The 24668-nt window shown below is 73.4% G+C and carries 28 protein-coding genes; 19 read left to right on the top strand and 9 right to left on the bottom strand.

What is annotated here, in order from left to right; genetic code table 11:
* Positions 1–87: 87 nt before the first annotated feature.
* Both C1J01_RS12150 and C1J01_RS12145 read left to right on the top strand, forming a co-directional pair.
* Entirely contained in the window at positions 88–1017 is a 930-nt protein-coding gene (locus C1J01_RS12150) for a TorF family putative porin (RefSeq protein ID WP_111179047.1), read from the top strand.
* A 21-nt stretch (positions 1018–1038) separates the two neighbouring features.
* Entirely contained in the window at positions 1039–1554 is a 516-nt protein-coding gene (locus C1J01_RS12145; protein ID WP_111179046.1) for a hypothetical protein, read from the top strand.
* A 21-nt stretch (positions 1555–1575) separates the two neighbouring features.
* Here the strand turns inward: C1J01_RS12145 and C1J01_RS12140 are convergent, their stop codons facing one another.
* Positions 1576–2373 (bottom strand): methyltransferase domain-containing protein, encoded by a 798-nt coding sequence (locus tag C1J01_RS12140; RefSeq protein WP_111179045.1) that lies wholly within the window; start codon positions 2371–2373, stop codon positions 1576–1578.
* A gap of 141 nt (positions 2374–2514) precedes the next feature.
* Between C1J01_RS12140 and def the strand changes: the two genes are divergently transcribed.
* From def to C1J01_RS12115, 5 genes are all read left to right on the top strand, one after another.
* The gene (gene def, locus C1J01_RS12135; protein ID WP_235854392.1) at positions 2515–3054 is read left to right on the top strand and encodes a peptide deformylase; all 540 of its coding nucleotides are present in this window, start codon (positions 2515–2517) and stop codon (positions 3052–3054) included.
* An 8-nt stretch (positions 3055–3062) separates the two neighbouring features.
* The gene (locus C1J01_RS12130; protein ID WP_181448708.1) at positions 3063–3683 is read left to right on the top strand and encodes a helix-turn-helix domain-containing protein; all 621 of its coding nucleotides are present in this window, start codon (positions 3063–3065) and stop codon (positions 3681–3683) included.
* Positions 3676–5079, top strand: coding sequence for a pyridoxal phosphate-dependent decarboxylase family protein (locus C1J01_RS12125; protein ID WP_111179043.1), 1404 nt, complete (start codon positions 3676–3678; stop codon positions 5077–5079). Before C1J01_RS12130 ends, C1J01_RS12125 begins: the two co-directional genes overlap by 8 nt.
* Positions 5080–5157: 78 nt before the next feature.
* The gene (locus C1J01_RS12120) at positions 5158–5574 is read left to right on the top strand and encodes a CBS domain-containing protein (protein WP_111179042.1); all 417 of its coding nucleotides are present in this window, start codon (positions 5158–5160) and stop codon (positions 5572–5574) included.
* Positions 5575–5583: 9 nt separating this feature from the next.
* Positions 5584–5934: an MmcQ/YjbR family DNA-binding protein gene (locus C1J01_RS12115; RefSeq protein WP_111179041.1), complete on the top strand. Its 351-nt coding sequence runs from the start codon at positions 5584–5586 to the stop codon at positions 5932–5934.
* On the opposite strand, the gene C1J01_RS12110 is transcribed toward C1J01_RS12115, so the two are convergent.
* A complete protein-coding gene (locus C1J01_RS12110) occupies positions 5931–6791 on the bottom strand; it encodes an SDR family oxidoreductase (protein ID WP_111179040.1) in 861 nt (286 codons plus the stop codon). The genes C1J01_RS12115 and C1J01_RS12110 overlap by 4 nt on opposite strands.
* 84 nt (positions 6792–6875) lie before the next feature.
* On the bottom strand, positions 6876–7742 hold the full coding sequence (locus tag C1J01_RS12105; protein ID WP_220039863.1) for a hypothetical protein: 867 nt from the start codon (positions 7740–7742) through the stop codon (positions 6876–6878).
* Positions 7743–7763: 21 nt separating this feature from the next.
* On the opposite strand from C1J01_RS12105, the gene C1J01_RS12100 reads away from it, so the two are divergent.
* The gene (locus C1J01_RS12100; RefSeq protein ID WP_111179038.1) at positions 7764–8375 is read left to right on the top strand and encodes a class I SAM-dependent methyltransferase; all 612 of its coding nucleotides are present in this window, start codon (positions 7764–7766) and stop codon (positions 8373–8375) included.
* A gap of 52 nt (positions 8376–8427) precedes the next feature.
* Here the strand turns inward: C1J01_RS12100 and C1J01_RS12095 are convergent, their stop codons facing one another.
* Positions 8428–9303, bottom strand: a complete 876-nt coding sequence (locus C1J01_RS12095) for a D-alanyl-D-alanine carboxypeptidase family protein (RefSeq protein ID WP_111179037.1) — start codon at positions 9301–9303, stop codon at positions 8428–8430.
* A 102-nt stretch (positions 9304–9405) separates the two neighbouring features.
* Here C1J01_RS12095 and C1J01_RS12090 point away from each other — a divergent pair, with 102 nt between their 5' ends.
* From C1J01_RS12090 to ptsP, 8 genes are read left to right on the top strand one after another with little or no spacing between them, the layout of a single operon-like run.
* Positions 9406–10167 (top strand): DeoR/GlpR family DNA-binding transcription regulator, encoded by a 762-nt coding sequence (locus C1J01_RS12090; RefSeq protein ID WP_111179036.1) that lies wholly within the window; start codon positions 9406–9408, stop codon positions 10165–10167.
* Positions 10164–11129: a 1-phosphofructokinase gene (gene pfkB / locus C1J01_RS12085; RefSeq protein WP_111179035.1), complete on the top strand. Its 966-nt coding sequence runs from the start codon at positions 10164–10166 to the stop codon at positions 11127–11129. Before C1J01_RS12090 ends, pfkB begins: the two co-directional genes overlap by 4 nt.
* Before the next feature lie 42 nt (positions 11130–11171).
* A complete protein-coding gene (gene mtlA / locus C1J01_RS12080) occupies positions 11172–12446 on the top strand; it encodes a mannitol-specific PTS transporter subunit IIC (protein ID WP_235854391.1) in 1275 nt (424 codons plus the stop codon).
* 3 nt (positions 12447–12449) lie between these two features.
* A complete protein-coding gene (locus C1J01_RS51210) occupies positions 12450–12758 on the top strand; it encodes a PTS sugar transporter subunit IIBC family protein (RefSeq protein ID WP_220039862.1) in 309 nt (102 codons plus the stop codon).
* Positions 12751–13176 (top strand): PTS mannitol transporter subunit IIA, encoded by a 426-nt coding sequence (locus tag C1J01_RS12075; protein ID WP_111179034.1) that lies wholly within the window; start codon positions 12751–12753, stop codon positions 13174–13176. Before C1J01_RS51210 ends, C1J01_RS12075 begins: the two co-directional genes overlap by 8 nt.
* Positions 13173–14177, top strand: coding sequence for a zinc-dependent dehydrogenase (locus tag C1J01_RS12070; protein WP_111179033.1), 1005 nt, complete (start codon positions 13173–13175; stop codon positions 14175–14177). Before C1J01_RS12075 ends, C1J01_RS12070 begins: the two co-directional genes overlap by 4 nt.
* Positions 14178–14191: 14 nt before the next feature.
* Positions 14192–14473: an HPr family phosphocarrier protein gene (locus C1J01_RS12065; RefSeq protein ID WP_111179032.1), complete on the top strand. Its 282-nt coding sequence runs from the start codon at positions 14192–14194 to the stop codon at positions 14471–14473.
* Entirely contained in the window at positions 14466–16061 is a 1596-nt protein-coding gene (gene ptsP, locus C1J01_RS12060; RefSeq protein ID WP_111179031.1) for a phosphoenolpyruvate--protein phosphotransferase, read from the top strand. Before C1J01_RS12065 ends, ptsP begins: the two co-directional genes overlap by 8 nt.
* Here ptsP and C1J01_RS49755 read toward each other — a convergent pair whose 3' ends face one another.
* A complete protein-coding gene (locus C1J01_RS49755; protein ID WP_111179030.1) occupies positions 16062–16694 on the bottom strand; it encodes a hypothetical protein in 633 nt (210 codons plus the stop codon).
* A gap of 130 nt (positions 16695–16824) precedes the next feature.
* Here C1J01_RS49755 and C1J01_RS12050 point away from each other — a divergent pair, with 130 nt between their 5' ends.
* Positions 16825–17466, top strand: coding sequence for a DNA alkylation repair protein (locus tag C1J01_RS12050; RefSeq protein WP_111179062.1), 642 nt, complete (start codon positions 16825–16827; stop codon positions 17464–17466).
* Positions 17467–17484: 18 nt separating this feature from the next.
* Here C1J01_RS12050 and C1J01_RS12045 read toward each other — a convergent pair whose 3' ends face one another.
* The 3 genes from C1J01_RS12045 to C1J01_RS12035 all read right to left on the bottom strand — a co-directional run bounded on the left by C1J01_RS12045 (position 17485) and on the right by C1J01_RS12035 (position 21733).
* Entirely contained in the window at positions 17485–19983 is a 2499-nt protein-coding gene (locus C1J01_RS12045; protein WP_111179029.1) for an ATP-dependent Clp protease ATP-binding subunit, read from the bottom strand.
* A 71-nt stretch (positions 19984–20054) separates the two neighbouring features.
* Entirely contained in the window at positions 20055–21089 is a 1035-nt protein-coding gene (locus C1J01_RS12040; protein ID WP_111179028.1) for an aldo/keto reductase, read from the bottom strand.
* A gap of 5 nt (positions 21090–21094) precedes the next feature.
* Positions 21095–21733, bottom strand: coding sequence for an SDR family oxidoreductase (locus C1J01_RS12035; RefSeq protein ID WP_111179027.1), 639 nt, complete (start codon positions 21731–21733; stop codon positions 21095–21097).
* 23 nt (positions 21734–21756) lie between these two features.
* On the opposite strand from C1J01_RS12035, the gene C1J01_RS12030 reads away from it, so the two are divergent.
* Both C1J01_RS12030 and gnd read left to right on the top strand, forming a co-directional pair.
* Positions 21757–22449 (top strand): HAD family hydrolase, encoded by a 693-nt coding sequence (locus C1J01_RS12030; RefSeq protein WP_111179026.1) that lies wholly within the window; start codon positions 21757–21759, stop codon positions 22447–22449.
* A gap of 61 nt (positions 22450–22510) precedes the next feature.
* Positions 22511–23935 (top strand): NADP-dependent phosphogluconate dehydrogenase, encoded by a 1425-nt coding sequence (gnd, locus tag C1J01_RS12025; protein WP_111179025.1) that lies wholly within the window; start codon positions 22511–22513, stop codon positions 23933–23935.
* Positions 23936–23939: 4 nt separating this feature from the next.
* Here the strand turns inward: gnd and C1J01_RS12020 are convergent.
* A partial coding sequence (locus tag C1J01_RS12020) for an acyl-CoA thioesterase domain-containing protein (RefSeq protein ID WP_111179061.1) occupies positions 23940–24668 on the bottom strand: 729 nt, incomplete at its 5' end.

Genomic DNA, 24668 nt, shown 5'->3' with positions numbered 1-24668 from the left:
AACGAGCGGAACATCACAGCGCCTCCTTTCTTCCTACTTTTCGGTTTCAGCGGCACTTTAGTCGAAATCTCGCGACAGGATGGGCGGGTGAGCTCCTACGACGACTACACGCTGCCCCTGCAGCCCCCGGTCCGGCTGCCTGGCGAGGCCACGCTCGCGGCGGCCGTGCGCGCCGCCCCTCTCGCCGCCGAGCTGAAACCGGAGGGCGACGACGCCGCCGTGCTGGCCGCCTGGACGCAGCACTGCCGCGAACGGCTCGCCGCCGACGAAGGGCTGCTGCTCGAACTGATCAGGATGTACCTGTCGCGCGAACCGCTCAAGGACGCGGCGCCCGAGACGCTCACGGGCCTCGGGCTGGTACGCCAGGAGGAGCCGTACACGCTGAGCTGGCTCGGCCTGTGGGCGGCGCGGATGGTCATCGCGGAGACCACCGGGCAGGACATCCCGGTCATGGGCTCCTTCGCCGACGCCGACGCGGCGACCCTGCTGCACGCCCTGCGCTCCTACCCGCGGGCCGAGCGGGCCGAGGAGCTGGAGGGGTGGCTGAAGGGCCGCGAGCGGGCCGCGGCGGCGTTCGAGATCGCCTCGGTGATCGGCGAGGTCAGCCCGCTCAGCCGCGCGGTCGGTGTGGAACTGCTGGGCTCCAGCCTCGGTGACGAGGGGCGGCTCGCGTTGTCGGGGCTGATCGGCGAGCCCCGGCTGGGCGCCGTGATCGCCGCCAGGGTCGGGCGGGAGGACCGCCGTCCCGCCCCGGAGGAGCTGGCCTGGGTGCTGGTGGACATGGCCGCGGCGCTGCTGGAGTTCGGTGGCGAGACCGGCGAGGTGATCGAGTCGGTCGCCATGGGGATGGACGCCGAGGAGCAGGCCGGGACGATCGCCATCCTCGCGTTCGGCGACCATCCGTGGACGGCGCGGGTGCTGCGCGTCTTCATCGACCACCACCCCGACGAACGGGTCTCCGCCGCCGCACGCAAGGCCCTGCGCCGCCTGCACGGCCTGGCGGACCTGCGCGCCTGACCCGGCGGTAGAGTCGAACCGATGACGAATCATGCGATCTCCCCTCAGACCGGGATGCCCGGCGACGCGTACGCCTGCACGTGCGGAGCCGTGCTGACCGGGCGGATGACGGCGGAGGTGCACGCCGCCGAGAACGGTCTCTGCTCGGCCTGCCTCGGCTCGACGGAGGAGGATCTCGCTCCGGGCCTGCGCCGGCCGTGCACGTCCTGTGCCGGTACGGGGCGGCGCAGCGAGCAGGTCACCTGGCAGCTCGCGCACGCCGAGGCGGAGCACCTGATCACTATGACCATGGTGCGCGGGGTGGTGGAGCACTTCGACGGCCCGTTCCGCCTGTCGGAGATCGCCGACACGATCAGGGACGGGCTCGGCCTGCCTCCCGGGCGGCTGCCGGTGGGGCCGCGGGTGCGGGACCTGCTGCTGCAGCTGCAGGCCGCGGGCGAGATCACCATGTTGTCGGCCCCGGACGAGATGGTCGGCACGGACATGGTGATCTACCGCGACCCGCAGTGGCAGCGCGCCCACACGCTCGGCCTCTGACCCGAACCCGAGCGAGGGGTCCTAGCCGGCCCGGCAGATGATCTCGCCGTGCAGGAGGGAGAGCCAGCCGTCCTCGGCGGCGGCCCACTCCAGCCAGCCCTCGGAGATGCGCCGCAGGTCGGCCTCCGTGGCGGCGCCGGTGGCCAGGGCCCGCTCGGCCATGGCGGAGCGCAGGACGCGCTCGCTCCACATGCCGCCCCACCACGCCCGGTCCTCCGGCGTGGCGAAGCACCAGGTGGACGAGGTGGCGGTGACGTCCGTGAAACCCGCCGCGCGGGCCCAGGAGAGCAGCCGCCGCCCGGCGTCCGGCTCGCCGCCGTTGCCCCGCGCGACCCGCTGGTAGAGCGCCATCCAGTCGTCCAGCGCGGGCACCCGCGGGTACCACACGAAGCCCGCGTAGTCGCTGTCGCGCACGGCCACGTACCCGCCCTGCCTGGTCACCCGGCCCATCTCGCGCAGCGCCCGCACCGGGTCGCCGACGTGCTGGAGCACCTGGTGGGCATGGACGACGCAGAACGTGTCGTCGGGGAAGTCCAGCGCGTGCACGTCGGTCACGGCGAAGTCGACGTTGCCCAGCCCGCGGGCGGCGATCTCGGCCCTGGCCAGGCCCAGCGCGTCCTCGCTCACCTCGGACGCCGTGACGTGGGCGACCCGGGCGGCCAGGTCGGCGGTGATCGTGCCGGGCCCGCTGCCGACGTCGAGCAGCTTCATGTGCGGCTTGAGGTGCGGCAGCAGGTACGCGGCCGAGTTCTCGGCGGTGCGCCAGCGGTGTGAGCGCAGCACGGACTCGTGGTGGCCGTGCGTGTAGACGGCGTCCATCGGCAAACCCCTTCGTTCGGCTCCGATCACGCCACCATAGCGCCATCTCATTATTCAAGAGAGAATGTCTTGAAATATGAGACATAGCAGGACATGTGCCTTCCGCTCGTACACTTGTCGCGTCTACCTGGAGGGAGAGCCGTGGGAGAGGTCCGGCCGATCGTGCACGTGGGCGACCCGGTGCTGCACCACCCGTGCGAGCCCGTCACCCGCTTCGACGACGAGCTGGCGGCGCTGGTCGCCGACATGTTCGCGAGCATGTACGCCGCCGAGGGCGTGGGCCTGGCCGCCAACCAGATCGGCGTGCCGCTGCGCGTGTTCGTCTACGACTGCCCCGACGACGCCGGTGAGCGGCACAAGGGCGTGGTGGTCAACCCCGAGCTGGAGCTGCCCGGCCTGGGCGAGCGGCGGCTCGACACCGGCGACGAGGGCTGCCTGTCGGTCCCCGGCCAGTACGCGCCGCTCCCCCGCCCCGACCGCGCCACGGTGCGCGGCCTCGACGCCGACGGCCGGCCGGTCACGGTCGAGGGCACCGGGCTGCTCGCGCGCTGCCTGCAGCACGAGACCGACCATCTCGACGGCCACCTCTACATCGACCGGCTGCCGGCCAAGCGCCGCAAGCAGGTGCTGGCCGCGTACCAGGCGGCACAATCCACTAAAGCGGACATTTCGCCGCTATAGTGGAAAACATGGACGGCGAAGGGGTGTTGTCCAGCGGGCTGTCCATGGCCGAGCTGGGCATGCGGGTCCGCGGCGAGCGGCGGGCGCGCGGGTTGTCCATCGAACGGCTGGCCGCGCTGAGCGGCATCAGCCGCAGCATGGTCTCCGAGGTCGAACGGGGCGCCAAGACGCCGACCGTGCTCGTGCTCGACCGGCTGGCCACGGCGCTCGGCACGTCCATCTCCCGGCTGCTGGACGAGCCCGCGCACGAGGCGGTGCGGGTGCTGCGCCACGCCGAGCAGCGGGTGCTGCGCGACCCGTCCGGCTGGGAGCGGCGCGTGTTGTCGCCGGTGCTGGACGAGGTGGAGTTCGAGTTCATGCGCACGACCCTCGGTCCTGGCGTGGACGCGGGCGAGTTCGCGCCGCACGCGCCGGGGTCGCGGGAGTACCTCGCCGTCGAGAGCGGCAGCCTGCGGCTGACCATCAACGGCAGGCCGTACGCGCTGGCGGCCGGCGACTCGGCGTACTACCCGGGCGACTGCCGCCACTCCTTCGCCAACGACGCCACCACCGACTGCGTCTACTACCTGGCCATGGAGCTGGGCGGAGTCGGGCAGCACGACATATGGAAGGACACGCCCGATGGATGAGCTGCGCCTGGCCGGAGCCAAGGCGGCCGAGATCATGGCCGACCACCTCGCGGGCGTCGCCGACCGGCCGGTCTGGCGGCCGGTGCCCGGCGACGAGCTGGCCTGGCTGACCGGACAGGACCTGCCCGAGGAGGGCCGCCCGCTCGACGCGCTGCTGGAGGACGCGCGCGAGCACGTGCTGCCGTACCCGATGGGCAACGGGCACCCGCGGTTCTTCGGCTGGGTGAACTCGCCGCCCAACCCGGCGGGCGTCGTCGTGGAGCCGCTGGCCGCGGCGTTCAACCCGAGCTGCGCGGGCGGCGACCACGCCGGGCCGCACCTGGAGCGGGCGGTGGTGCGCTGGCTGGCCGGGCTCGTCGGCTTCCCGCACCCGCCCGGCGGCGGGCTGCTGACCAGCGGGGCGTCCATGGCCACGGTGATCTGCCTGGCGACCGCCCGGCAGCGGGCGGCGCTGGCCGACGGGTGGGACGCCCGTGAGGAGGGGCTGTCCGGCCGGCCGGCCATGGTCATGTACGTCACCGAGGAGGGCCACAGCTGCCTGCACAAGGCGGCCCAGCTGCTCGGCCTGGGGGCGCGCAACGTGCGGACGGTGCCGGTGGACGCGGCGTACCGGATGGACGTGGCGGCGCTGCGTTCCATGGTGGCCGAGGACCTGGCGGCCGGGCTGCGGCCGTTCTGCGTGGCGGGCAGCGCGGGCACCGTCAACTCCGGCGCGGTGGACCCGCTGGACGAGATCGCCGACGTCGCGGCCGAGCACGGGCTCTGGTTCCACGTCGACGGCGCGTACGGCGCGCTCGGCATCCTGGCCGACGGCGCGGCGCCGCACTACGCGGGCCTGGAGCGGGCCGACTCCCTCGCCCTCGACCCGCACAAGTGGCTGGGCGTGCCCGTGGGCTGCGGCTGCGCGCTGCTGCGCGACCCGTCGGCGGCGCGGGCGGCCTTCAGCCTGGTGCCGTCGTACCTGGTGGACGAGAACGCCGGCGACCTGGGGTGGTTCGCCGAGTACGGTCCGGAGCAGACCCGCCCGTTCCGGGCGCTGAAGACGTGGGCCACCATGTCGTACCTGGGCCGGTCGGGCATCACGCGCCTGGTGAACCACACGACGTGGCTGGCGCGCAGGCTGGCCGAGCTGGTGGCGGAGTCCGGCGACTTCGAGTTGCTGGCGCCGGTGACCACCTCGATCACGGCCTTCCGGTACACGGCGGGCGCCGGCGACCTGGACGCGCTCAACCGGGCCCTGCCGGTGGCGGTGCAGCGGCGGGGCAACGCGTTCATCACCGGCACGCGGCTGGGCGGGCGCGACGCGCTGCGGGCGTGCTTCCTGCACCCGGACACCACCGAGCAGGACCTGGTCGTGCTGCTCGACGAGATCAGGCTGGCGGCCAAGCGGCTCTGACGCCGGATGCGGGTCGCGTCGTGATTCGCCCATCGACCCGGGTAGAGGGTGCGGCGACCGACCTACCAGGAGGTTCCCATGGCGAAGACCGTCGCAGATGTGATGACGTCGCACCCGGCGACCGTCGAGGGCGATCAGCCGGTGTCCGTCGCGGCCGCGCTGATGCGCGACAACGACACCGGGGCCATCATCGTCAACGACAACGGCCGCATGCAGGGCATCGTCACCGACCGCGACATCACGGTGCGCGTCATCGCCGACGACCGCGGCCCGGACACGCCGGTGCGTGAGGCGTGCAGCCCGTCGATCGAGGCGGTCGGCCCCGACACGAGCATCGACCAGGCCGTGCGGCTCATGCGCTCGCACGCCGTACGCCGCCTGCCGGTGGTAGAGGACGGCCGCGCGATCGGCATCGTGAGCCTGGGCGACCTGGCCGTCGAGCGCGACCCGGACTCGGCGCTCGCCGACATCTCGGCCGCGGAGGGCAACCGGTAGCGTGGCCGCATGGTCACCGTCGAGGACGTACGCCGGTTCGCGCTCACGCTCCCGCGCACGTCGGAGCACCTCATCCGCGACCGGGTGAAGTTCCGGGTCGGCAGCATCGTCTACGTGGCGTTCTCGCGCGACGAGACGCTGATGGGCTTCGGCTTCCCGAAGGAGGAGCGGGCTGCGCTGGTCGCGGCCGAGCCGGCGAAGTTCCTGCTGCCCCGCGAGTCGGACCTGCGGTTCAACTGGGTCGTGGCCCGGCTCGCCGCCCTCGACGCCGCCGAGACGCGCGAGCTGGTGCTCGACGCCTGGCGGATGTGCGTGCCCAAGAAGGTGCGCCTGGAGCAGGAGCGCGCCGCCCAGCCCTAGGCGAAGTCGGCGGCGTGGTCGCGGGCCCACTCGGCGAACGTGCGGGCGGGCCTGCCGGTGACCGCCTCGGCGGTCGGCATCGGCCCGAACGCCGCCGGGCCGGGCTCCTGCTCCTCCTCCGGGTCGGCCGCCTCTCCCGAGTAGTCCTCGAAGCCGGTGAGGAAGTCGGCGTTGGCCGCCGCGAAACCGCCCTGCGCCAGGTAGAGCTCCCTGGCGTGGGCCGCGGTGACCTGCTCCAGGCGGATCTCCTCGCCGACGGCCGCGGCGATGGCGCGCACCTGGTCACGGCGGCTGACGAACTCGGGGCCGTTCAGCGTGTACGCGACTCCGTGGTGGCCGTCCTCCAGCAGGGCGGCCACGGCCACGTCGGCGATGTCGTACTCGTGCACCGGGCACCAGGCCAGGTCGGGCAGCGGCTCGCGGACGACGCGCTCGGCGCGGATCGACGGGCCCCACAGCCAGAGCTTGTTCAGCATGAACTCCCCCGGGCGCACGTGCGTCCACTCCATCCCCGACTTCTCCACCGCCTGCTCGACCGGCAGGTGGAAGTGGTCGTCGTACCCGCCGGTCACCGCCCCCGACGACAGGACGACGACCCGGCGCACGCCCGCCCGCTCCGCCAGGCCGGCCACCTGGCGCGCGGTGGCGGCGTGGGGGAACAGGTACATCCGGTCCACTCCCTCCAGCGCGGGCCGCAGGCTCTCGGGGTCGGCCAGGTCGCCGCGCACCGGTTCGACGCCCTCGGGCAGGCGGGCGGGGTCTCTGCTCATCGCGCGGACGGTGACGCCCGCCCGGACGAGCCTCTCGACGACGAGCCGGCCGATGTTTCCGGTCGCTCCGGTGACAAGGACGCGCATGCCGCCATCCTGACGGGCCCGTTTTCCGGACGCAAACGCGAACAACGCGTTCACATACGGCGCTGACCTGGGAAAACTCCGGAATCAGGCCAGCCGGTCGAGGCCGAGGCCGCTGATGATGAGGCGTTCCTTGCGGTTGCCGAGCAGGCGGGCCGTCCAGTCGACGAAGCCGCCGTCGCCCACTTCCAGGCCCTTGCCGTGGACCTTGTAGCACAGGCCCTTGTAGTAGCCGCGCCCGCCGGCGCGCCCGGGGTCGGGCTTGGCGTCGAGCTCGGCCGCCACCCGCTCGAAGCGTTCGTCCAGGACGGTGACGCGGGCCTGCGGATCGGCCTCCCCGCAGGCGCGTACGGCGGCGGTCAGGACGGCCAGGTGCTCGGCCGCGTGCTCGCGCTCGAACGCCAGGTCGCCGGTGTCGCGTCCGGCGGTGACCAGCGCGAACAGGGTGAAGTGGGCGTGGAAGCCGGCGCCTTCGACCTGCTGGGCGCGCACCACGCGCTGCACGGCGGCCAGGCGCACCGTACGGGACGGGTCGGCGCGGCGGCGCGCCGCGGCCTCCAGGGCGAGGGCGTTGGTGGGGTCGGCGGCGACCTCGCTGTTCCTGATGGTGGTGACCACGTTGTTCTGGTCGACCGGGCCGAGCACGGCGTGGGTGCCGAGCGGCGCGACCGGCGCAGGTGTGATCACCTCGACGTCGTCCGGCAGCGCCGACAGCACCGCTTCCTCGGTGCGCCGCAGCCGGGCGAACGGCACCTGCGCGGGGGCGACGAAGCGGTCGTGACCGTAGCGGCGCAGCACGTCGGCCGGGGTGAGGCCGCGCGAGCGGCGGCGCATCACCTCCAGCAGCAGCGTGGTGAGGTCGGCGCCGGACAGCCGCTCGGCCAGGACGTCGAGGACCTCCGGGCCGCCCGCCTGCCGCAGCACCCGGGACAAAGGGGTTGATCGTTCGTCCATTCCCCACAACTATCAGTCATCATGACGGGGATCGACTGGGTTTCCTGGCACGACCACTACGACGAGCCCGGCTCGTCGCTGGAGCGGCGGCTGCGCGCGGTGCGGCGGTGGATCGGGGCGGCGCTCGACGAGGGGGCCTGCCGGGTGGTCAGCCTCTGCGCCGGGCAGGGGCGCGACCTGCTGCCGGTGCTGGCCGCACATCCGCGGCGCGGCCAGGTGCGGGCGCGCCTGGTGGAGCTGGACGAACGCAACGTCGCCGAGGCCCGGCGCAACGCCCCGGAGGGGGTGGAGGTGGTGTGCGGCGACGCCGCCGTGACGGACGCGTACGCCGGGGCGGTGCCGGCGGACCTGGTGCTGGCGTGCGGGGTGTTCGGCAACATCACCGACGACGACGTCCGCCGTACGGTCGCCACGCTCCCCCGGTTGTGCGCCCCCGGCGCGACGGTCATCTGGACGAGGGGCCGGCACGAGCCCGACCTGGTGCCGGTGATCTCCGCCTGGTTCGAGGCCGAGGGCTTCGAGCAGGTGGCCCAGGAGGGCGCCGAGTACGGTTACGGCATCGGCGTCCACCGCTACACCGGCCCGCCCGTGCCGCTGGAGCCCGGCAGGCGCATGTTCACCTTCCGCGCCTGACCACGGAGCCGGGCAAGGGTGGGCTCGCGTCACGGCGGGACGCGGTGAAGGGTCAGCGGGCGGCGTACCGATAGAGGTCGCGGGCGAGTGTGGTGATGCGCTTGACGGAGGCGTTCCACGTGCCGCCCGCCGGGTGGGCGGTGAGCAGCGCCATCACGTAACGCTCGCCCTTGCCGACCAGCCCGGACGTGTGCAGCACCGGCCGCCCGTAGTCGGGCACGCCCGACCCGGTGGCGCGCTGGGCGACCCACGAGATGGGCGCCCCCACGGCCTTGGCGTCGCCGCCGCACCTGACGGGCGGCGTCGTGCCGAAGCCCGACCAGCCCTGCTTGACCGCCCACGGCCGCGGCACCGCGTCGGGGATGCCGAAGGTCTGGTCGAAGCCGTCGGCCCCGCACGGCGTGGCCTTGCGCAGGTGGCCGAGGATCGTGTCCCTGACCCTGGGCTCGGCCCGGTCGAGCAGGTAACGGTAGGTGCGCACGATGTCGTACGCGCTCAGTGACGTGTAACCCCAGAACCCGGGCTTGGACGCGGGCGGCGGTGTGGTGTCGGACAGGCCCAGTTTGCGGGCCGTCCTGACGATGATCTGCCCCTTGCCGAGGCGGTCCCAGAACGCGGAGGCGGCGTCGTCGTCGCTCGAGCGCAGCATCACCTGCAGCAGCCTGGCGTCGGCGGGCGGCACGCTCTTGCGCCGCTCCAGGTAGTCGATCGCGATGAGGATCTTCACGACCGAGGCGGAGCGGTACTTCCGGTGGGCATTCCGGGTGGCCACGATCTTGCCGGCGTGGCGGTCGTACACCACCCAGGCCGCGGTCGTGCCGGCCGGGACGCGCGGCGGCTGCGCCGCCGCGGGCAACGCGGCGGCGTGGGCGGGCGTCGCGAGCGCGGCGACGAGCAGGGGCACGGCGGTCAGGGGTGTCGTTCGCACCCGCCTATACCTACCAGATCTTCGCACGACACCCTTGACCCGTCAACGAAAACGGGTATAAACACAGAGGAAACCAACTCGAAACGGTGGTGAATCAACATCATGTACGCCGAGGAACGGCAGCAGGAGATCCTGCGGAGGGCGCGGGCCGCGGGCCGTGTCGACGTGGTGACGCTGGCCGCCGAGCTCGACGTGACCACCGAGACGATCCGCCGCGACCTGACCGCGCTGGAGCGGGCGGGCGTGCTGCGCCGGGTGCACGGGGGCGCGATCCCCGTCGAACGGCTCGGCTTCGAGCCCGCGCTGGCCACCCGCGACGAGGTGATGACCGCCGAGAAGGAACGCATCGCCAAGGCCGCGCTGGCGGAGCTGCCCGAGGACGGGTCCGTGATCATCGACGCGGGCACCACCACGGGCCGCCTGGTCCAGGTGCTGCCCGCCGACCGGGAGCTGACCGTCGTGGTCAACTCCCCGCCGCTGGCCACGGCCCTGGCCGCCCGCGCCAACCTGCACGTGATCATGCTGGGCGGGCGGGTGCGCGGCAAGACCCTGGCCACGGTCGACGACTGGGCGCTGCGCCCGCTGGCCTCGCTCAACGTGGACGTCGCGTTCATGGCGACCAACGGCTGCTCGCTGGCCCGGGGCCTGACCACGCCCGACCCGGCCGAGGCGGCCATCAAACGGGCCATGGTCGAGGCGGCGCAGCGCAGCGTGCTGCTGGCCGACCACACGAAGTTCGGCAACACGTACCTGGCCACGTTCGCCCAGCTGGGCGAGATCGACGTGGTGATCACCGACACGGGGCTCGACGCGGGGCAGGCCGCCGAGGTGGCGGCGGCCGGCCCGGAGGTGATCCGCGCGTGATCCTCACCCTGACGCTGAACCCCAGCCTCGACCGCACCATCGAGATCTCCGCGCTCGACCGGGGCGCCGTGATCCGCGCCGCCACCGCCCACCTCGACCCCGGCGGCAAGGGCGTCAACGTCTCGCGCGCGCTGCTCGCCAACGCCGTCGCCTCGCGGGCCGTGGTGCCGTACGGCGGCGACGAGGGCAGGCAGCTCGTCGGCCTGCTGGCCGCCGAGGGGCTGGACATGGTGACCGTCCCGGTGAACGGGCGCACCCGGTCGAACGTCACGCTCGCCGAGCCCGACGGCACCATCACCAAGATCAACGAGCCGGGCACGGCGCTGTCGCCCGGCGAGCTCGACACGATCGCCGAGGCCGTGCTGTCCGCGGCTCACGAGGCCGACTGGGTGGTCGCCTCGGGCAGCCTGCCGCCCGAGGTGCCGGCCGACGTCTACGCGCGGCTGTGCCGCAGGTTCGCGGGCGCCGGCATCCACATGGCGGTCGACAGCAGCGGCCCGGCGCTCGAACACGCGCTCGGCGCCGCGCCCGCCCTGGTCAAGCCCAACCTGGACGAGTTGTCGGCGGCCACCGGCATGCCGATCACGTGTCTGGGCGACGTGGCCGCGGCGGCGGCCGAGCTGCGCGCGGCCGGGGCGCGGGCGGTGCTGGCCAGCCTCGGCGCCGACGGCGCCGTCCTCGTCGAGGACGACGGCATCTGGTACGGCGAGGCGCCCGTGACCGAGCCGCGCAGCTCCGTCGGCGCCGGCGACGCCATGCTGGCGGGCTTCCTGGCCGCGGGCGGCCGCGGTCCGGCGGCCCTGGCGCAGGCGCTGGCCTGGGGCTCCGCCGCCGTCCGCCTGCCCGGCAGCCGCATGCCGGGCCCCTCCGACATCGACCCGGGCCGCGTCGCCGTCGGCGCGCCCGACCTCGCGCGACCGCTCTCCTCGCCCGCCCTGCCCGCACCGGCGCACCTCCCATAAGCCGGCGGCTGATTTCTGCTCATCCCCGAAGGAGCACGTCCCATGGCCGACACCTACACACCCCCGGTCACCGGAACCGGGGTCAAGGCCACCATCCAGCGCATCGGCGGCCACCTGGCCGGCATGATCATGCCGAACATCGGCGCGTTCATCGCCTGGGGTTTGATCACCGCGCTCTTCATCCCGACCGGCTGGCTGCCCAACGAGACGCTGGCGCAGATGGTCGACCCGATCATCAAGACGCTGCTGCCCGTCCTCATCGCCTACACCGGCGGCCGGATGGTCCACGGGCAGCGTGGAGCGGTCGTCGGCGCCGTCGCGGTGATGGGCGTCGTGGTGGGCACGGACGCGCCGATGTTCCTCGGCGCCATGATCATCGGCCCACTCACCGCCCTGATCCTGAAATATGTGGACAAGTTCACCGAGGCGCGGACCAAGGCCGGCTTCGAGATGCTGGTGGACAACTTCTCCGCCGGCATCGTGGGCGGCGCGATGGCCGTGGCCGGCATGCTCGCCATCGGCCCGGTCGTCGAGACCGTCACCACCGCCGCAGGCAACGCGGTCGAATGGCTGGTCCACAACAACCTGCTGCCGGTGGCGTCCGTGCTCATCGAGCCCGCCAAGGTGCTGTTCCTGAACAACGCCATCAACCACGGCGTGCTCAGCCCGCTGGGCGTCGCCGAGGCCGCCGAGCAGGGCAAGTCGATCCTGTTCATGCTGGAGTCGAACCCCGGGCCGGGGCTGGGGCTGCTGCTGGCGTACCTGCTGTTCGGGCCGCGCACGCTGCGGCCGAGCACGCCCGCCGCGATGATCATCCACTTCTTCGGCGGCATCCACGAGATCTACTTCCCGTACGTGCTCATGAAGCCCCGCCTCATCCTGGCCGTCATCGCGGGCGGCGCGGCAGGGGTGTTCGCGTTCATCGTCACGGGGGCGGGCCTGGTCGCCACGCCGTCGCCGGGCAGCATCTTCGCCTACCTCGCGGTCACCCCGAGGGGCGGCTGGCTGGGCTCCGGCCTGGGCATCCTCGTGGCGACGGGCGTGTCGTTCCTCGTCGCCGCGGTCCTGCTCGGTTTCGGCCGGGGCGAGAAGGCCGAGCCCGAGGCCACCGAGCCGGACACCACCGAGCCCGCCGCCACTGAGCCCGCCGCCACTGAGCCCGCCGCCACCAAACCCGCCGCCACTGAGCCCGCGACCGCCCAGTCCGACACCATCAAGTCCGCCAAGTCCGACACCGCCAAGTCCGACACCGCCGAGCCGAACACCGCCGAGCCCGGCACCGCATCCACCACCGCACCCGTCACCAGGGAGGCCTGAGCCATGGCCGGCATCGACAGCAAGGACATCCACAAGATCATCGTGGCCTGCGACGCGGGCATGGGCAGCAGCGTGATGCTCGCCTCCACGCTGAAGAAGCAGCTCAAGGGCACCGGCGTCACCGTCGAGCACACCCCGGTCGACTCCATCCCGGCCGACGCCGACGTGGTGCTGTGCCACTCCGGCCTGGCCGCCCGGGCGCGGGCCGCCGCGCCGGGCAAGCCGCTGGTGGCGTTCCAGATCTTCCTGGGCGACCCGGCGGTGACCAAGCTGGTCGACACCATCAAGAACGGCGGCACGGTCGATGCGTGACGACCTGCTCGACCCGCGCGCCGTGCTGCTGCACGAGAGCGCCCCCGACCGCGACGCGGCCATCCGCCGCTGCGGCCGGGCGCTGGTCGAGGTGGGGGCGGTCGCGGAGGCGTACGTCGAGGCCATGCTCGACCGCGAACGCACCATCTCCACCTACGTCGGCGAGGAGGTGGCCATCCCCCACGGCACCGCCGCCTCCAAGGAGGACGTCGAACGCGACGCGATCTGCGTGGTGCGCTTCCCCGATGGAGTCGACTGGGACGGCGAGCGGGTCACCCTGTGCGTCGGCATCGCGGCCAAGGGAGACGGTCATGTTCCGCTGCTGGCGGAGCTGGCCGAGATCCTGCTCGACCCCGACCGCGCCAGGACGCTGCGCGAGGCCACCGAGGTCTCGCAGATCATGAAGGAGCTCACATGAAGGTCGCCAGATTCCACGCCCCGGGCGACATCCGCATAGAGGACGCCCCCGAGCCCGTCGCGGGCCCGGGAGAGCTGAAGATCAGGGTGCGCAACTGCTCGACGTGCGGCACCGACGCCAAGATCCGCAAGCACGGCCACCACCACATCGTGCCGCCTCGCGTGATGGGCCACGAGATCGCCGGCGAGGTCGTCGACACGGGCGCGCGGGTGCAGGTGATCGCCGCGATCCCGTGCGGGCGGTGCGAGGAGTGCCGGCGCGGCCGGCAGACGATCTGCCCGAACCAGGAGTCGATGGGCTACCACTACGACGGCGGCTTCGCCGAGTACATGACCGTCCCGGCGAAGGTGCTGGCCGTGAACGGCGTCAACGCCATCCCGGACGGCGTCGGCTTCGCCGAGGCGTCGGTGGCCGAGCCGCTGGCGTGCGTGCTCAACGGCCAGTCGCTGGCCCGCGTCGGCGCCGGCGACGACGTGGTGGTCATGGGCGCGGGGCCGATCGGCTGCCTGCACGTCCGCCTGGCGCGGGCGCGCGGCGCGGCCCGGGTCTTCCTGGTGGACGTCAACGCCGAGCGGCTGGCGATGGCCGCGGAGCTCGTCCGCCCTGACGCCGTCATCGACTCCGACCCGGTCGAGCAGGTGCTCAAGCTGACCGGCGGCCGGGGCGCCGACGTGGTGATCACGGCGGCGGCGTCGGGCGCGGCGCAGGAGCAGGCGGTGCGGATGGCGGCCCGGCAGGGGCGCGTCAGCTTCTTCGGCGGCCTGCCCAAGGACGACCCGATCATCGCGCTCGACTCCAACCTCGTGCACTACCGTGAGCTGACCATCGTCGGCGCGAACGGCTCCAGCCCGGCGCACAACGCCGAGGCGCTGCGGCTGGTGGCCGAGGGCGCGGTGACGGTGTCCGACCTGATCACGCACCGGCTCGGGCTGGAGCAGGTGCTCGACGGCATCGACCTGGTCAGCCGGGGCGCGGCCATCAAGGTAACCATCGAGCCGTAGAGGAGGCGCTCGACATGGCACAGCGTACGGTGACCGTGGCCTCGGCCAGCGGCCTGCACGCCCGTCCCGCCAAGCTGTTCGTGCAGGCGGCGATGAACGTGGGGGTTGCGGTGACCATCCGGGCCGGTGAGAAGACGGTGCCGGCCAAGAGCATGCTGGGCGTGCTGTCGCTGGGCGCCGTCCACGGCACGGAGGTGACCCTGGAGGCCGACGGCCCGGGCGCCGAGGAGGCGCTCGACACCCTGGCCGCGCTCCTGTCCCGCGACCTCGACGCGGAGGACCCGGCCCATGCCTGACACCCCCACCCAGGCGCTGGCCGGGCTCGGGGTGAGTCAGGGGCGGGCGGCCGGGCCGGTGGTCCGGATGGCGGGGCCGCCGGCGCTGCCCGCCCCCAGGCCGGTCACCGACCCCGGCGCCGAGGCGGCGGCCGTCGGCGCGGCGCTGGAGGCGGTGGCCGCGGACCTCACCAGGAGAGCCGCGGCCGCCGAGGGCGAGGCGGCGGAGATCCTGGAGGCGCTCGCCATGATCGCCGACGATCCGACGCTGCGCGAGGACGCCGAGGCCCGGGCCCGCGACGGCCTGGACGCGGCGCACGCCCTCGACGCGGCCTTCGCCCAGCACCGCGACGCTCTTTCCGCGCTCGGCGGCTACCTCGCCGAGCGGGCCGCCGACCTGGACGACCTCAAGCACCGGGCGGTGGCGTTCACGCTCGGCCTGCCGATGCCGGGCCTGCCCGCGCCCGGTCACCCGTACGTGCTGGTGGCCGAGGACCTGTCGCCCGCCGACACGGCGGGCCTGGGCCCCGACGTGCTCGCGCTCGTCACGGAGCGCGGCGGCCCGACGAGCCACACGGCGATCCTGGCCCGCAGCCGCGGCCTGCCCGCCGTCGTGGCCTGCCGCGGCATCACGGGCGTCCCCGGCGGCACGCTCGTCGGCGTGGACGGCGCCACCGGCGAGGTCGCCGTCGGCCTGACCGGCGAGGAGGCCGAGCTGATCCGGGAGCGCGACCGCGCCGAACGGGCCCGGCTCGCCGCGAGCCAGGGCCCGGGCAGGACCGCCGACGGCCACCCGGTCAAGCTGCTGCTGAACATCGGCTCGGCCGCCGACCTCGTCCCCGACGGCGAGGGCGTGGGCCTGTTCCGCACGGAGTTCCTGTTCCTCGACCGCAAGCAGGCGCCGCCGTTCGAGGAGCAGGTGGCCGCGTACGCCGAGGTGCTGGGCCGGGCGGAGAGCGTCATCATCCGCACGCTCGACGCCGGCACCGACAAGCCGCTGCCGTTCCTGGGCCTGCCGGACGAGCCGAACCCGGCGCTCGGTGTGCGGGGCCTGCGGGTCGACCGGGTGCTGGACGGCGTCCTGGACACCCAGCTGGAGGCGATCGCGGCGGCGGCCAAGGCGACGGGCGCGCAGGCGTGGGTGATGGCGCCGATGGTGACCACGGTGGAGGAGGCGGCCGCGTTCGCGCGCACCGCGCGGGCCAAGGGCATCGCCAAGGTCGGCCTGATGATCGAGGTGCCGGCGGCGGCGCTGCGGGCGCGAGCGCTGCTGCGGGAGGTGGACTTCCTCAGCATCGGCACGAACGACCTGGCCCAGTACACCTTCGCCGCCGACCGCCAGCATCCCGCTCTGGCCGACCTGCTCGACCCGCGCCAGCCCGCCCTGCTGGAGCTCATCGCGATGTGCGCGCAGGCGGGCGCGGAGGCGGGCAAGCCGGTCGGCGTGTGCGGGGAGGCGGCCGGCGACCCGGCGCTCGCGCCGCTGCTGGTGGGCCTGGGGGTGACGAGCCTGTCGATGGCGCCGGTGTGCGTGCCCGCCGTCCGCGAGGCCCTGGCCGGTCTCACGCTGGAGGAGTGCCGCGAACGCGCCCGCGCCGCCCGGGAGTGACTATTCAGGCCAGTACGGCTCCACCCGCTGGGCGGCGGCCACGACGGCGGCGCCGTCCAGCGGGGCGAAGGCCAGCTCGACGCCGCCCAGGGGCCACTCCACGGCGAACTCGACGTCCTGCGCGGGCGGCAGCGGCCACAGCCACAACGTGGCCAGGCTGACGTGCATCTCCTGGCCCACCCGGATCGCGCCGCCGGTGGGCTGCCAGCTCAGGCGCGGCCCCGCCGGCGGCTCCGCGTCCGGGCGCAGGGACCACCCGCCTTCGACGGTGGTGGCCTTGGTGCCGTCGCCGTACCGCACGCCGAACCGCAGCAAGCGATCCGGCAGCCCGCCGCCGTCGCCGCGCGATCTGACGGACGCCGCCGGGAAGAGCGACATGTGCAGCTCCCACACCTCGCTCGGGGAGAGCGCGCCCTGCCGCACGAGGATCTCCACCTCGATCGAGCAGCCGCTCCCGTACGCCCGCACGTACGGCACCGTGACGGCCACGTGCGCCGTGCGCGCCACCACCGTCCCGACCGGCACCACGACGCCCATCTCGTCGGCGGGCGGCGCGAACCACGGCGGCAGCGCCCACGGTCGCGGCGTGGGCCCGGCCACCTCTTCCCCAGCCGGGGGCGGCTCGAAGAACATGCCCCCATCCTCCCCGGCGCCCGCTCCCCCGCCCAGGCCCATTCACCGGAACCTTCGGGACGCCGGCGATCCGGCTTCCGCCGTAGGCTGCTCCCACGGACGGACAGGGAGGCTTGAGGTGGACGAGGTGATGGCCGAGCTGGCCGCGCTCGAGGACCCGAAGACCCGCGAGGTGAACGAGAGACACGGTGACGATCACGGCGTGAACCTCGGCAGGCTGCGCGCGCTCGCGAAGCGGCTGAAGACCGATCACGACCTCGCGCGCCGCCTCTGGGAGACGGGTGACACGGCGGCGAGACTGCTGGCGATCCTGATCAGCCGCCCGAAGGCGTTCGAACGTGACGAGCTGGACGCCATGGTGCGCCAGGCGCGCCCGCCCAAGGTGCACGACTGGCTCGTGAACTACGTGGTGAAGAAGAGCCCGCACGCCGAGGAGCTGCGCCTGGCCTGGTCCGCCGATCCGGACCCGGTCGTCGCGAGCGCCGGCTGGGCGCTGACCACCGAACGGGTGGCGAAGAGGCCCGAGGGCCTCGACCTCGCGGGTCTGCTCGACGTCATCGAGGCGGAGATGAAGGACGCCCCCGGCCGCCTGCAGTGGGCGATGAACCACTGCCTGGCGCAGATCGGGATCGACCACGCCGGGCACCGCGCCCGCGCCATCGCCATCGGCGAGCGCCTCGAGGTGCTCAAGGACTACCCGACCTCCCCGGGCTGCACGTCCCCGTTCGCGCCCGTCTGGATCGACGAGATCGTGCGCCGGCGACACGGTTGACCGGCGACCGCGACGGCGTCAGGCGGCGGGTTCGGGGTTGTGGGCGCGGAGGTGCAGGGCGTCGTCCCGGACGTCCACGGTGACGTCGCCGCCTTCGGTGACCTCGCCGGTCAGGAGCAGGGTGGACAGGCGGTTGTCCAGTTCGCGCTGTACGGTGCGGCGCAACGGGCGGGCGCCGAACTCGGGCTGGTGGCCGCGCTCGGCGAGCCAGTCCTTGGCGGCGTCCGTGACCTCCAGCCTCACGTCCTGGCCGCGCAGCCGCTGCCGGGTACGTTCGAGCAGCAGGTCGACGATCTGGCGGAGCTGGCCGGGTTCGAGGCGCTTGAAGATGATCGTCTCGTCGATGCGGTTGAGCAGCTCCGGGCGCAGGGAGTGCCGCAGCAGGTCCATGAGCTGGTCCTCCAGCCGGGGCGCGCCGGCGGGGGCGTCGAGGATGAGCTGGGCGCCGATGTTGCTGGTCATGATGACGATGGTGTTGCTGAAGTCGACCGTGCGGCCCTGGCCGTCGGTCAGGCGGCCGTCGTCGAGCATCTGCAGCAGGATGTTCATGACGTCGGGGTGCGCCTTCTCGATCTCGTCCAGGAGGACCACGCCGTGCGGGCGGCGGCGTACGGCCTCGGTGAGCTGGCCGGCCTCCTCGTAGCCGACGTAGCCGGGCGGGGCGCCGATGAGGCGGGAGACGGTGTGCCGCTCCTGGAACTCGCTCATGTCGACGCGCACCATGTGGTCCTCGCCGCCGAACAGGGCGGCGGCCAGGGCGCGGGCCAGCTCGGTCTTGCCGACGCCGGTCGGGCCGAGGAACAGGAAGCTGCCGATCGGCCGGTTGGGGTCCGACAGGCCCGCCCTGGCCCGGCGGACGGCCTCGGCGATGGCGCTGACGGCCTCGTCCTGGCCGATCACCCGCTCGTGCAGGTGCTCCTCCAGGCGCATCAGCCGGTCGCGTTCCTGCTGGGTGAGCTGGGTGACGGGGATGCCGGTGCGGCGGGAGACGACTTCCGCGATGTCCTCGACCATGACCTGCGGGACGGACTCGTCGCCGTGCCTGGCCCGCTCCACCTCCGGCCGGAGCTTGCCGATCTGCGTGGTCAGCTCCTTGGCCCGGTCGAAGTCGTCGGCGGCGACCGCCTGGTCCTTGTCGCGACGCAGCGCCTCCAGGCGTTCCTCCAGCTCGCGTACGTCGACGCCGGGCGTGCGTGAGCGCAGCCGCACCCGCGCGGAGGCCTGGTCCATGAGGTCGATGGCCTTGTCGGGCAGGAAGCGGTCGGCGATGTAGCGGGCCGACAGGGTGGCGGCGGCGTCCAGGGCCTCGTCGGTGATGCGGACCTGGTGGTGCGCCTCGTACGCGTCGCGCAGCCCGGCGAGGATCTCGACCGTCTCCTCGACGCTCGGCTCGGCGACCAGGACGGGCTGGAAGCGGCGTTCGAGCGCGGCGTCCTTCTCGATGTGCTTGCGGTACTCGTCGATGGTCGTGGCGGCGACGACGTGCAGGTCGCCGCGGGCGAGCGCCGGCTTGAGGATGTTGGCGGCGTCCATGCCGCCCTCGGCCGCGCCGGCGCCGACGAGGGTGTGCACCTCGTCGATGAAGACGACGATCTCGTCGGCGTGGGCGCGGACCTCGTCCACGACCTTCTTGACGCGTTCCTCGAACTCGCCCCGGTACTTCGTCCCGGCCACCATGCCGGTCAGGTCGAGGGCGACGACCCGGCGGTCCTTCAGGGTGTCGGGCACGGCGCCGTTCACGATGCGCTGGGCGATGCCCTCGACGATGGCGGTCTTGCCGACGCCGGGCTCGCCGATCAGGCACGGGTTGTTCTTGGTACGGCGCGAGAGCACCTCGATGGCCTGCTCGATCTCGTCCTCGCGGCCGACGACGGGGTCGATGGCGCCCTGCCGGGCCGCCTCGGTGAGGTCGCGGCCGTACTCGTCGAGCGAGGGCGTACCGGTCTCGCGCGGGGCGGGGCCGCCGCGGGCCGGGCCCGCGAACATGGCCCGCTGCAGCTCGTTCGCCGAGACGCCCTGCTCCTGCAGGAGGCGGGCGGCGCCGGAGTCGGGGTTGGCGGCGAGCGCGAGCAGCAGGTGCTCGGGCCCGATGTACGACGACTGCAGGGCACGCGACAGCCGCTGGGCGTCCAGGAGAGTGCGTTTGGCCGCGGGTGAGAGCGTCGAGGGCGGCTCGGCGGCGACACGGGGGCCGGCGGTGGCGTCGACCCGGTCGCGCAGCCGGCCGGTGTCCGCGCCGGCCGTGCGCAGGATCGCCTGCGTGACGTCGTCCTCGATCAGCGCGCGCAGCAGGTCGAGCACGTCGAGGTCGGCGGCTCCGCGGTGCGCGGCGCCCTCCAGCGCGCGGCTCAGCACCTCGCGGGCGGAGGCGCTGAGCAGCCGGCCCACGTCGACGCGGTGCACGCTGGGCCGCGACGGCGGCCAGCCCTCCGCACCGCCGAAGACCCGCCCCGTGAGCTCCTCGAAGCCACGGAACGGGTCTCCTCCGAAGAACGACCTGAACGGCATGTCGGACATCTTGCGCCCCCCTCGTACTCAGGGGACATCTAGCCGTCCGTACCGAAAGTCATAGCCAGTGTTCGGCAAAGTCACGGACGGCGGCGCAGCCTGGCGTCGGTGAGCTCGGGCGGCTGCCAGCCGGCGTCGGCCGGGTTGAGCGTGACGCCCGGCGGGACGATCTCGTCGATGCGGTCGAGCACGTCGTCGCTCAGCCGCACCTCGTCGGCGCCGAGCTGGCTCTCCAGGTGTTCCATGGTGCGCGGCCCGATGATCGCCGAGGTCACCGCGGGGTGCCGCAGGGTGAACGCGATCGCCAGCTGGATCAGCGTGAGCCCGGCCTCCTCGGCCAGCCGGGCGAGCTGCTCGACGGCGTCGAGCTTGCGCTGGTTGGGCTCCAGCTCCAGGTCGTAGCGCTGCGGCAGCCGCTCGGCGCGGCGCGTGCGCGGCAGCTCCTGGCCCTTGCGGTAGCGGCCGGTCAGCCAGCCGCCGGCCAGCGGGCTCCAGACGATGACGCCCATGCCGTACTTCTCGGCCACGGGCAGCACGCCGGCCTCGATCCCGCGCACGAGCAGGGAGTACGGCGGCTGCTCGCACACGAACCGCTCCAGCGAGCGCCGCTGCGCGGCCCACTGCGCCTCGACGACCTGGTGCGCCGGGAACGTGGAGCTGCCGACGTAGCGGACCTTGCCCTGGCGGACGAGGTCGGTCAGGGCGCCGAGGGTCTCCTCGACGTCGGTGCCCGGGTCGGGACGGTGGATCTGGTAGAGGTCGATCCAGTCGGTGCCGAGGCGGCGCAGGCTGTTCTCGACGGCCTGGAAGATCCAGCGGCGGGAGTTGCCGCGCTCGTTGGGGCCCTCGCCCATGACGCCGTGGCACTTGGTGGCCAGCACGACCTGGTCGCGCTTGCCGGACTTGGCGAGGGCGCGGCCGACGTACTCCTCCGACTGGCCGCGGGCGTAGACGTCGGCGGTGTCGATGAAGTTGACGCCGGAGTCGAGTGCCCGGTCGATGATGCGGGCCGACTCGTCGGGGTCGGGGTTGCCCCATCCGCCGAACATCATCGCCCCGAGGCAGAGCGGGCTGACGTGGAGACCGGTACGTCCGAGTACGCGATATTCAGTCACGCCTCTCACTCTGTCGCAACGAGCTCGATGACGGGAGTGTCGCCGGAGACGAGTTCGAGCGTGCGGTGGATCGTGCCGGGGTTGTCGAGCAGCGCCATGATGACGGCGGCCACGTCGTCGCGCGGGATCGAGCCCGGCGGCACCTCCGGGGCCAGCCGCACCAGGCCGGTGCCGGGCTCGTCGGTCAGGCGGCCGGGGCGAAGGATCGTCCAGGCGAGGTCGCGGCGGCGCAGGTCGTCCTCGGCCTCGGTCTTGGCCTTGATGTAGGCGGCCCACACCTCGTCGCCGCCGGCGGGCGGCTTGCCCGCGCCCATGGAGGAGATCTGGATGAAGCGCCGCACGCCCGTGCGCTCGGCCGCGTCGGCCATCAGCACGGACGCGCCGCGGTCGACGGTGTCCTTGCGCGGCGCGCCGCTGCCGGGCCCCGCGCCCGCGGCGAACACGACGGCGTCGGCGCCCTCGACGATCCGCGCGACCTCCTCGACGCCGGCCTTCTCCAGGTCGCACACCACGGCCTCGGCGCCCGTGGCCTCGACGTCGGCGACGTGGGCCGGGTTGCGCACCAGCCCCACCGCGCCCGATCCGAGCCGGGCGGCCAGCCGCAGCGCGATCTTCCCGTGTCCCCCCGCGATGATGATCCGCATGCCTGCCATGGTGTCATGGACGGATGGAGGACTTCCCCGAGGCCCCGGCGCCCGCGTTCCTGTTCGATCTCGACGGCACCCTGATCGACAGCGTCTACCAGCACGTGGTGGCGTGGCGGCAGGCGTTGTCGGGAATGGGCATCGACCTGTCGGTGTGGCGGATCCACCGGCGCATCGGCATGAGCGGCGGGCTGTTCGTCAGCGCGTTGTTGCGCGAGACCGGGCTCAAGCTGACACCGGAGCAGATCGAGGAGCTGCAGACCACCCACGCCGAGGCCTACGAGGAGCAGGCCCACTCGGTCCGGCCGCTGCCGGGCGCGGTGGAGCTGCTGGCCGAGCTGACCTCGCGCGGCGTGCCGTGGGCCATCGCGACCAGCGGCTACGCCCGTACGGCGCGGCTGGCGCTGGGCATGCTGGGGCTGCCGGACGACACGCCGATGGTCACCCGCGACCTGGTGCGCCGGGCCAAGCCCGACCCCGACCTGTTCCTGGCGGGCGCAGCGCTGGTGCGGGTGGACCCGCGGCACGCCATGGTGGTCGGCGACAGCGTGTGGGACCTGCTGGCCGCCCGCAGGGCGGGCGCGCTCGGCATCGGGCTGTTGTCGGGCGGGTATGGCAGGGAGGAACTCGAGCGGGCGGGTGCCTTCCGGGTGTACGCCGATCCGGCCGACATGCTCGACCGGCTGGACGAGCTCGGCGTAAGACAGGGTGACTGACGGGGAATATCCCTCCGAACTCGGAGGCTGGACCATCCGTATTCCCCATAGAGGAGCTGAGATGGACTTGGCAGACATCGGCGTCACCGGCCTCGCGACCATGGGGCGCAACCTGGCCCGCAACCTGGCCAGGCACGGGTACGCGGTGGCGGTGCACAACCGCTCGCACGGACGCACGCAGCAACTGGTCAAGGAGTTCGGCGGGGAGGGCACGTTCGTGCCGTCCGAGGACCTCGCCGGGTTCGTGGCCTCGCTGAAGCGGCCGCGACGAGTGATCATCATGGTGAAGGCCGGAGCCGGCACCGACGCGGTGATCGACCAGCTCGCCGAGCTGATGGAGCCGGGCGACATGATCGTCGACGGCGGCAACGCGCACTTCGAGGACACCAGGCGGCGCGAGGCGGCGCTGCGTGAGAAGGGCCTGCACTTCGTCGGCACCGGCATCTCCGGCGGCGAGGAGGGCGCGCTGCACGGCCCGAGCATCATGCCGGGCGGGTCGAAGGAGTCGTGGGAGGCGCTCGGCCCGATCCTGCAGGACATCGCGGCGCAGGTCGACGGCGTGCCGTGCTCCGTGCACGTCGGCCCCGACGGCGCGGGTCACTTCGTGAAGATGGTGCACAACGGCATCGAATACTCCGACATGCAGCTCATCGCGGAGTCGTACGACCTGCTGCGGCAGGCGCTGGGCGCGACGCCGGCCGAGCTGGCGGAGGTGTTCCGGGAGTGGAACCGGGGCGAGCTCGACTCCTACCTGATCGAGATCACCGCCGAGGTGCTCGACCAGGTGGACGCCGAGACGGGCAAGCCGTTCGTGGACGTCGTGGTGGACCAGGCCGAGCAGAAGGGCACCGGCCGCTGGACGGTGCAGAGCGCGCTCGACCTGGGCGTGCCGGTGACGGGCATCGCCGAGGCCACGTTCGCGCGGGCGCTGTCGGGCCACCCTGAGCAGCGGGCCGCGGCGGCGTCGCTGGCGGGGCCGAAGTTGTCCGGGGTGGAGGGGCGCGAGCTGGTCGAGGACGTGCGCCAGGCCCTGTACGCCTCCAAGATCGTCGCGTACGCGCAGGGGTTCGACCAGATGGCGGCGGCCTCGAAGGAGTACGGCTGGGACCTCGACCTCGGGGCGATGGCCACGATCTGGCGCGGCGGGTGCATCATCCGCGCCAAGTTCCTCGACCGCATCCGGGCCGCGTACGACGCCGACCCGCAGCTGCCGACGCTGCTGGCCGACCCGACGTTCGCCGCGGCGCTGGAGACGGCGCAGGAGTCGTGGCGGCGGGTGGTGACCACGGCGGTGCGGACCGGCGTGCCGACGCCCGGCTTCTCCTCGGCCCTGGCCTACTACGACGCGCTGCGCCGCGACCGCCTGCCGGCCGCGCTGGTGCAGGGGCTGCGCGACTATTTCGGCGCGCACACCTACCAGCGGGTCGACAAGGAGGGCTCGTTCCACACCGACTGGTCGGGCGACCGCACGGAGAGCCCGGCCTGACCGCTCAGCGCGTGCCGCGCATCGGCGGGTTGGCGACGGCCGTGACCAGGCAGAAGCCGATCGGCCCCGCCGCGTCGTGCATCGTGACCTGGCCGGTCGCGACGCCCTCCGCGCTCGCGTGCCCGGTGGCCTCCAGGCCGACGAGCTCGCCCTCGGGCAGCCGGGCCAGCGTCAGCGTGTAGTCGGCGTTGATGAAGCGCAGGCCGTCGGGCTGGGAGTTGCTGAGCGGGCTGGCGAAGTCGGCGGCCAGCGCGGCGCGTACGAGCGGGGTGAGCGGCTCGTCGTCCACCAGCGCGTGCGTCTCGCGCATCCACACCCGGCCGGGGCCGGGCAGGCCCCAGCCGGACAGCTGCCACAGCTCGAACGGCGGGATCCAGCCGCCGCGTCCCTGGGCGGGCGGCCCGGAGGGGGGCTGCTCGTCCCACGGGGGCGTGGTGACGGCGCGCTCGCCGTCGGGCTGCTCGCCCTTGCGCAGCAGCACGGCGGAGACGCGGCCGATGGCGCCCTGGGAGGTGGAGATCACCGCGTCCGCCACCCGGATCCGGCGGCCGTCCCTGACCAGGGAGGTCTCGACGGTGACCGGCAGCAACGGGCTGTTGCGGAACAGGTCGACGGTCAGCCGGGCGAAGTGCAGGCCCGGCTCGCCGTGACGGTCCTCCAGCGCGCGGGCGGCGAGCCCGCCGAGCAGGCGGCCGTGCAGCATGTCGGGGGACCAGGGGCCCCGGGCGTGGGG

The organism is Nonomuraea aridisoli (genome assembly GCF_003236395.1).
Lineage (GTDB): Bacteria > Actinomycetota > Actinomycetes > Streptosporangiales > Streptosporangiaceae > Nonomuraea > Nonomuraea aridisoli.
The sequence above is the reverse complement of the archived record's forward strand: the minus strand, read 5'-3'. Positions and strand labels throughout refer to the sequence as shown.

What these genes read in the sequence shown, in the direction of transcription:
- C1J01_RS12145 (WP_111179046.1), top strand. Translation starts at nt 1,039, where the DNA reads ATGACGAATCATGCGATCTCCCCTCAGACCGGGATGCCCGGCGACGCG.
- C1J01_RS12140 (WP_111179045.1), bottom strand. Translation starts at nt 2,373, where the DNA reads ATGGACGCCGTCTACACGCACGGCCACCACGAGTCCGTGCTGCGCTCA.
- C1J01_RS12130 (WP_181448708.1), top strand. Translation starts at nt 3,063, where the DNA reads ATGGACGGCGAAGGGGTGTTGTCCAGCGGGCTGTCCATGGCCGAGCTG.
- C1J01_RS12125 (WP_111179043.1), top strand. Translation starts at nt 3,676, where the DNA reads ATGGATGAGCTGCGCCTGGCCGGAGCCAAGGCGGCCGAGATCATGGCC.
- C1J01_RS12120 (WP_111179042.1), top strand. Translation starts at nt 5,158, where the DNA reads ATGGCGAAGACCGTCGCAGATGTGATGACGTCGCACCCGGCGACCGTC.
- C1J01_RS12115 (WP_111179041.1), top strand. Translation starts at nt 5,584, where the DNA reads ATGGTCACCGTCGAGGACGTACGCCGGTTCGCGCTCACGCTCCCGCGC.
- C1J01_RS12110 (WP_111179040.1), bottom strand. Translation starts at nt 6,791, where the DNA reads ATGCGCGTCCTTGTCACCGGAGCGACCGGAAACATCGGCCGGCTCGTC.
- C1J01_RS12105 (WP_220039863.1), bottom strand. Translation starts at nt 7,742, where the DNA reads ATGGACGAACGATCAACCCCTTTGTCCCGGGTGCTGCGGCAGGCGGGC.
- C1J01_RS12100 (WP_111179038.1), top strand. Translation starts at nt 7,764, where the DNA reads ATGACGGGGATCGACTGGGTTTCCTGGCACGACCACTACGACGAGCCC.
- C1J01_RS12090 (WP_111179036.1), top strand. Translation starts at nt 9,406, where the DNA reads ATGTACGCCGAGGAACGGCAGCAGGAGATCCTGCGGAGGGCGCGGGCC.
- mtlA (WP_235854391.1), top strand. Translation starts at nt 11,172, where the DNA reads ATGGCCGACACCTACACACCCCCGGTCACCGGAACCGGGGTCAAGGCC.
- C1J01_RS51210 (WP_220039862.1), top strand. Translation starts at nt 12,450, where the DNA reads ATGGCCGGCATCGACAGCAAGGACATCCACAAGATCATCGTGGCCTGC.
- C1J01_RS12075 (WP_111179034.1), top strand. Translation starts at nt 12,751, where the DNA reads ATGCGTGACGACCTGCTCGACCCGCGCGCCGTGCTGCTGCACGAGAGC.
- C1J01_RS12070 (WP_111179033.1), top strand. Translation starts at nt 13,173, where the DNA reads ATGAAGGTCGCCAGATTCCACGCCCCGGGCGACATCCGCATAGAGGAC.
- C1J01_RS12065 (WP_111179032.1), top strand. Translation starts at nt 14,192, where the DNA reads ATGGCACAGCGTACGGTGACCGTGGCCTCGGCCAGCGGCCTGCACGCC.
- ptsP (WP_111179031.1), top strand. Translation starts at nt 14,466, where the DNA reads ATGCCTGACACCCCCACCCAGGCGCTGGCCGGGCTCGGGGTGAGTCAG.
- C1J01_RS49755 (WP_111179030.1), bottom strand. Translation starts at nt 16,694, where the DNA reads ATGTTCTTCGAGCCGCCCCCGGCTGGGGAAGAGGTGGCCGGGCCCACG.
- C1J01_RS12050 (WP_111179062.1), top strand. Translation starts at nt 16,825, where the DNA reads ATGGCCGAGCTGGCCGCGCTCGAGGACCCGAAGACCCGCGAGGTGAAC.
- C1J01_RS12045 (WP_111179029.1), bottom strand. Translation starts at nt 19,983, where the DNA reads ATGTCCGACATGCCGTTCAGGTCGTTCTTCGGAGGAGACCCGTTCCGT.
- C1J01_RS12035 (WP_111179027.1), bottom strand. Translation starts at nt 21,733, where the DNA reads ATGCGGATCATCATCGCGGGGGGACACGGGAAGATCGCGCTGCGGCTG.
- C1J01_RS12030 (WP_111179026.1), top strand. Translation starts at nt 21,757, where the DNA reads ATGGAGGACTTCCCCGAGGCCCCGGCGCCCGCGTTCCTGTTCGATCTC.
- gnd (WP_111179025.1), top strand. Translation starts at nt 22,511, where the DNA reads ATGGACTTGGCAGACATCGGCGTCACCGGCCTCGCGACCATGGGGCGC.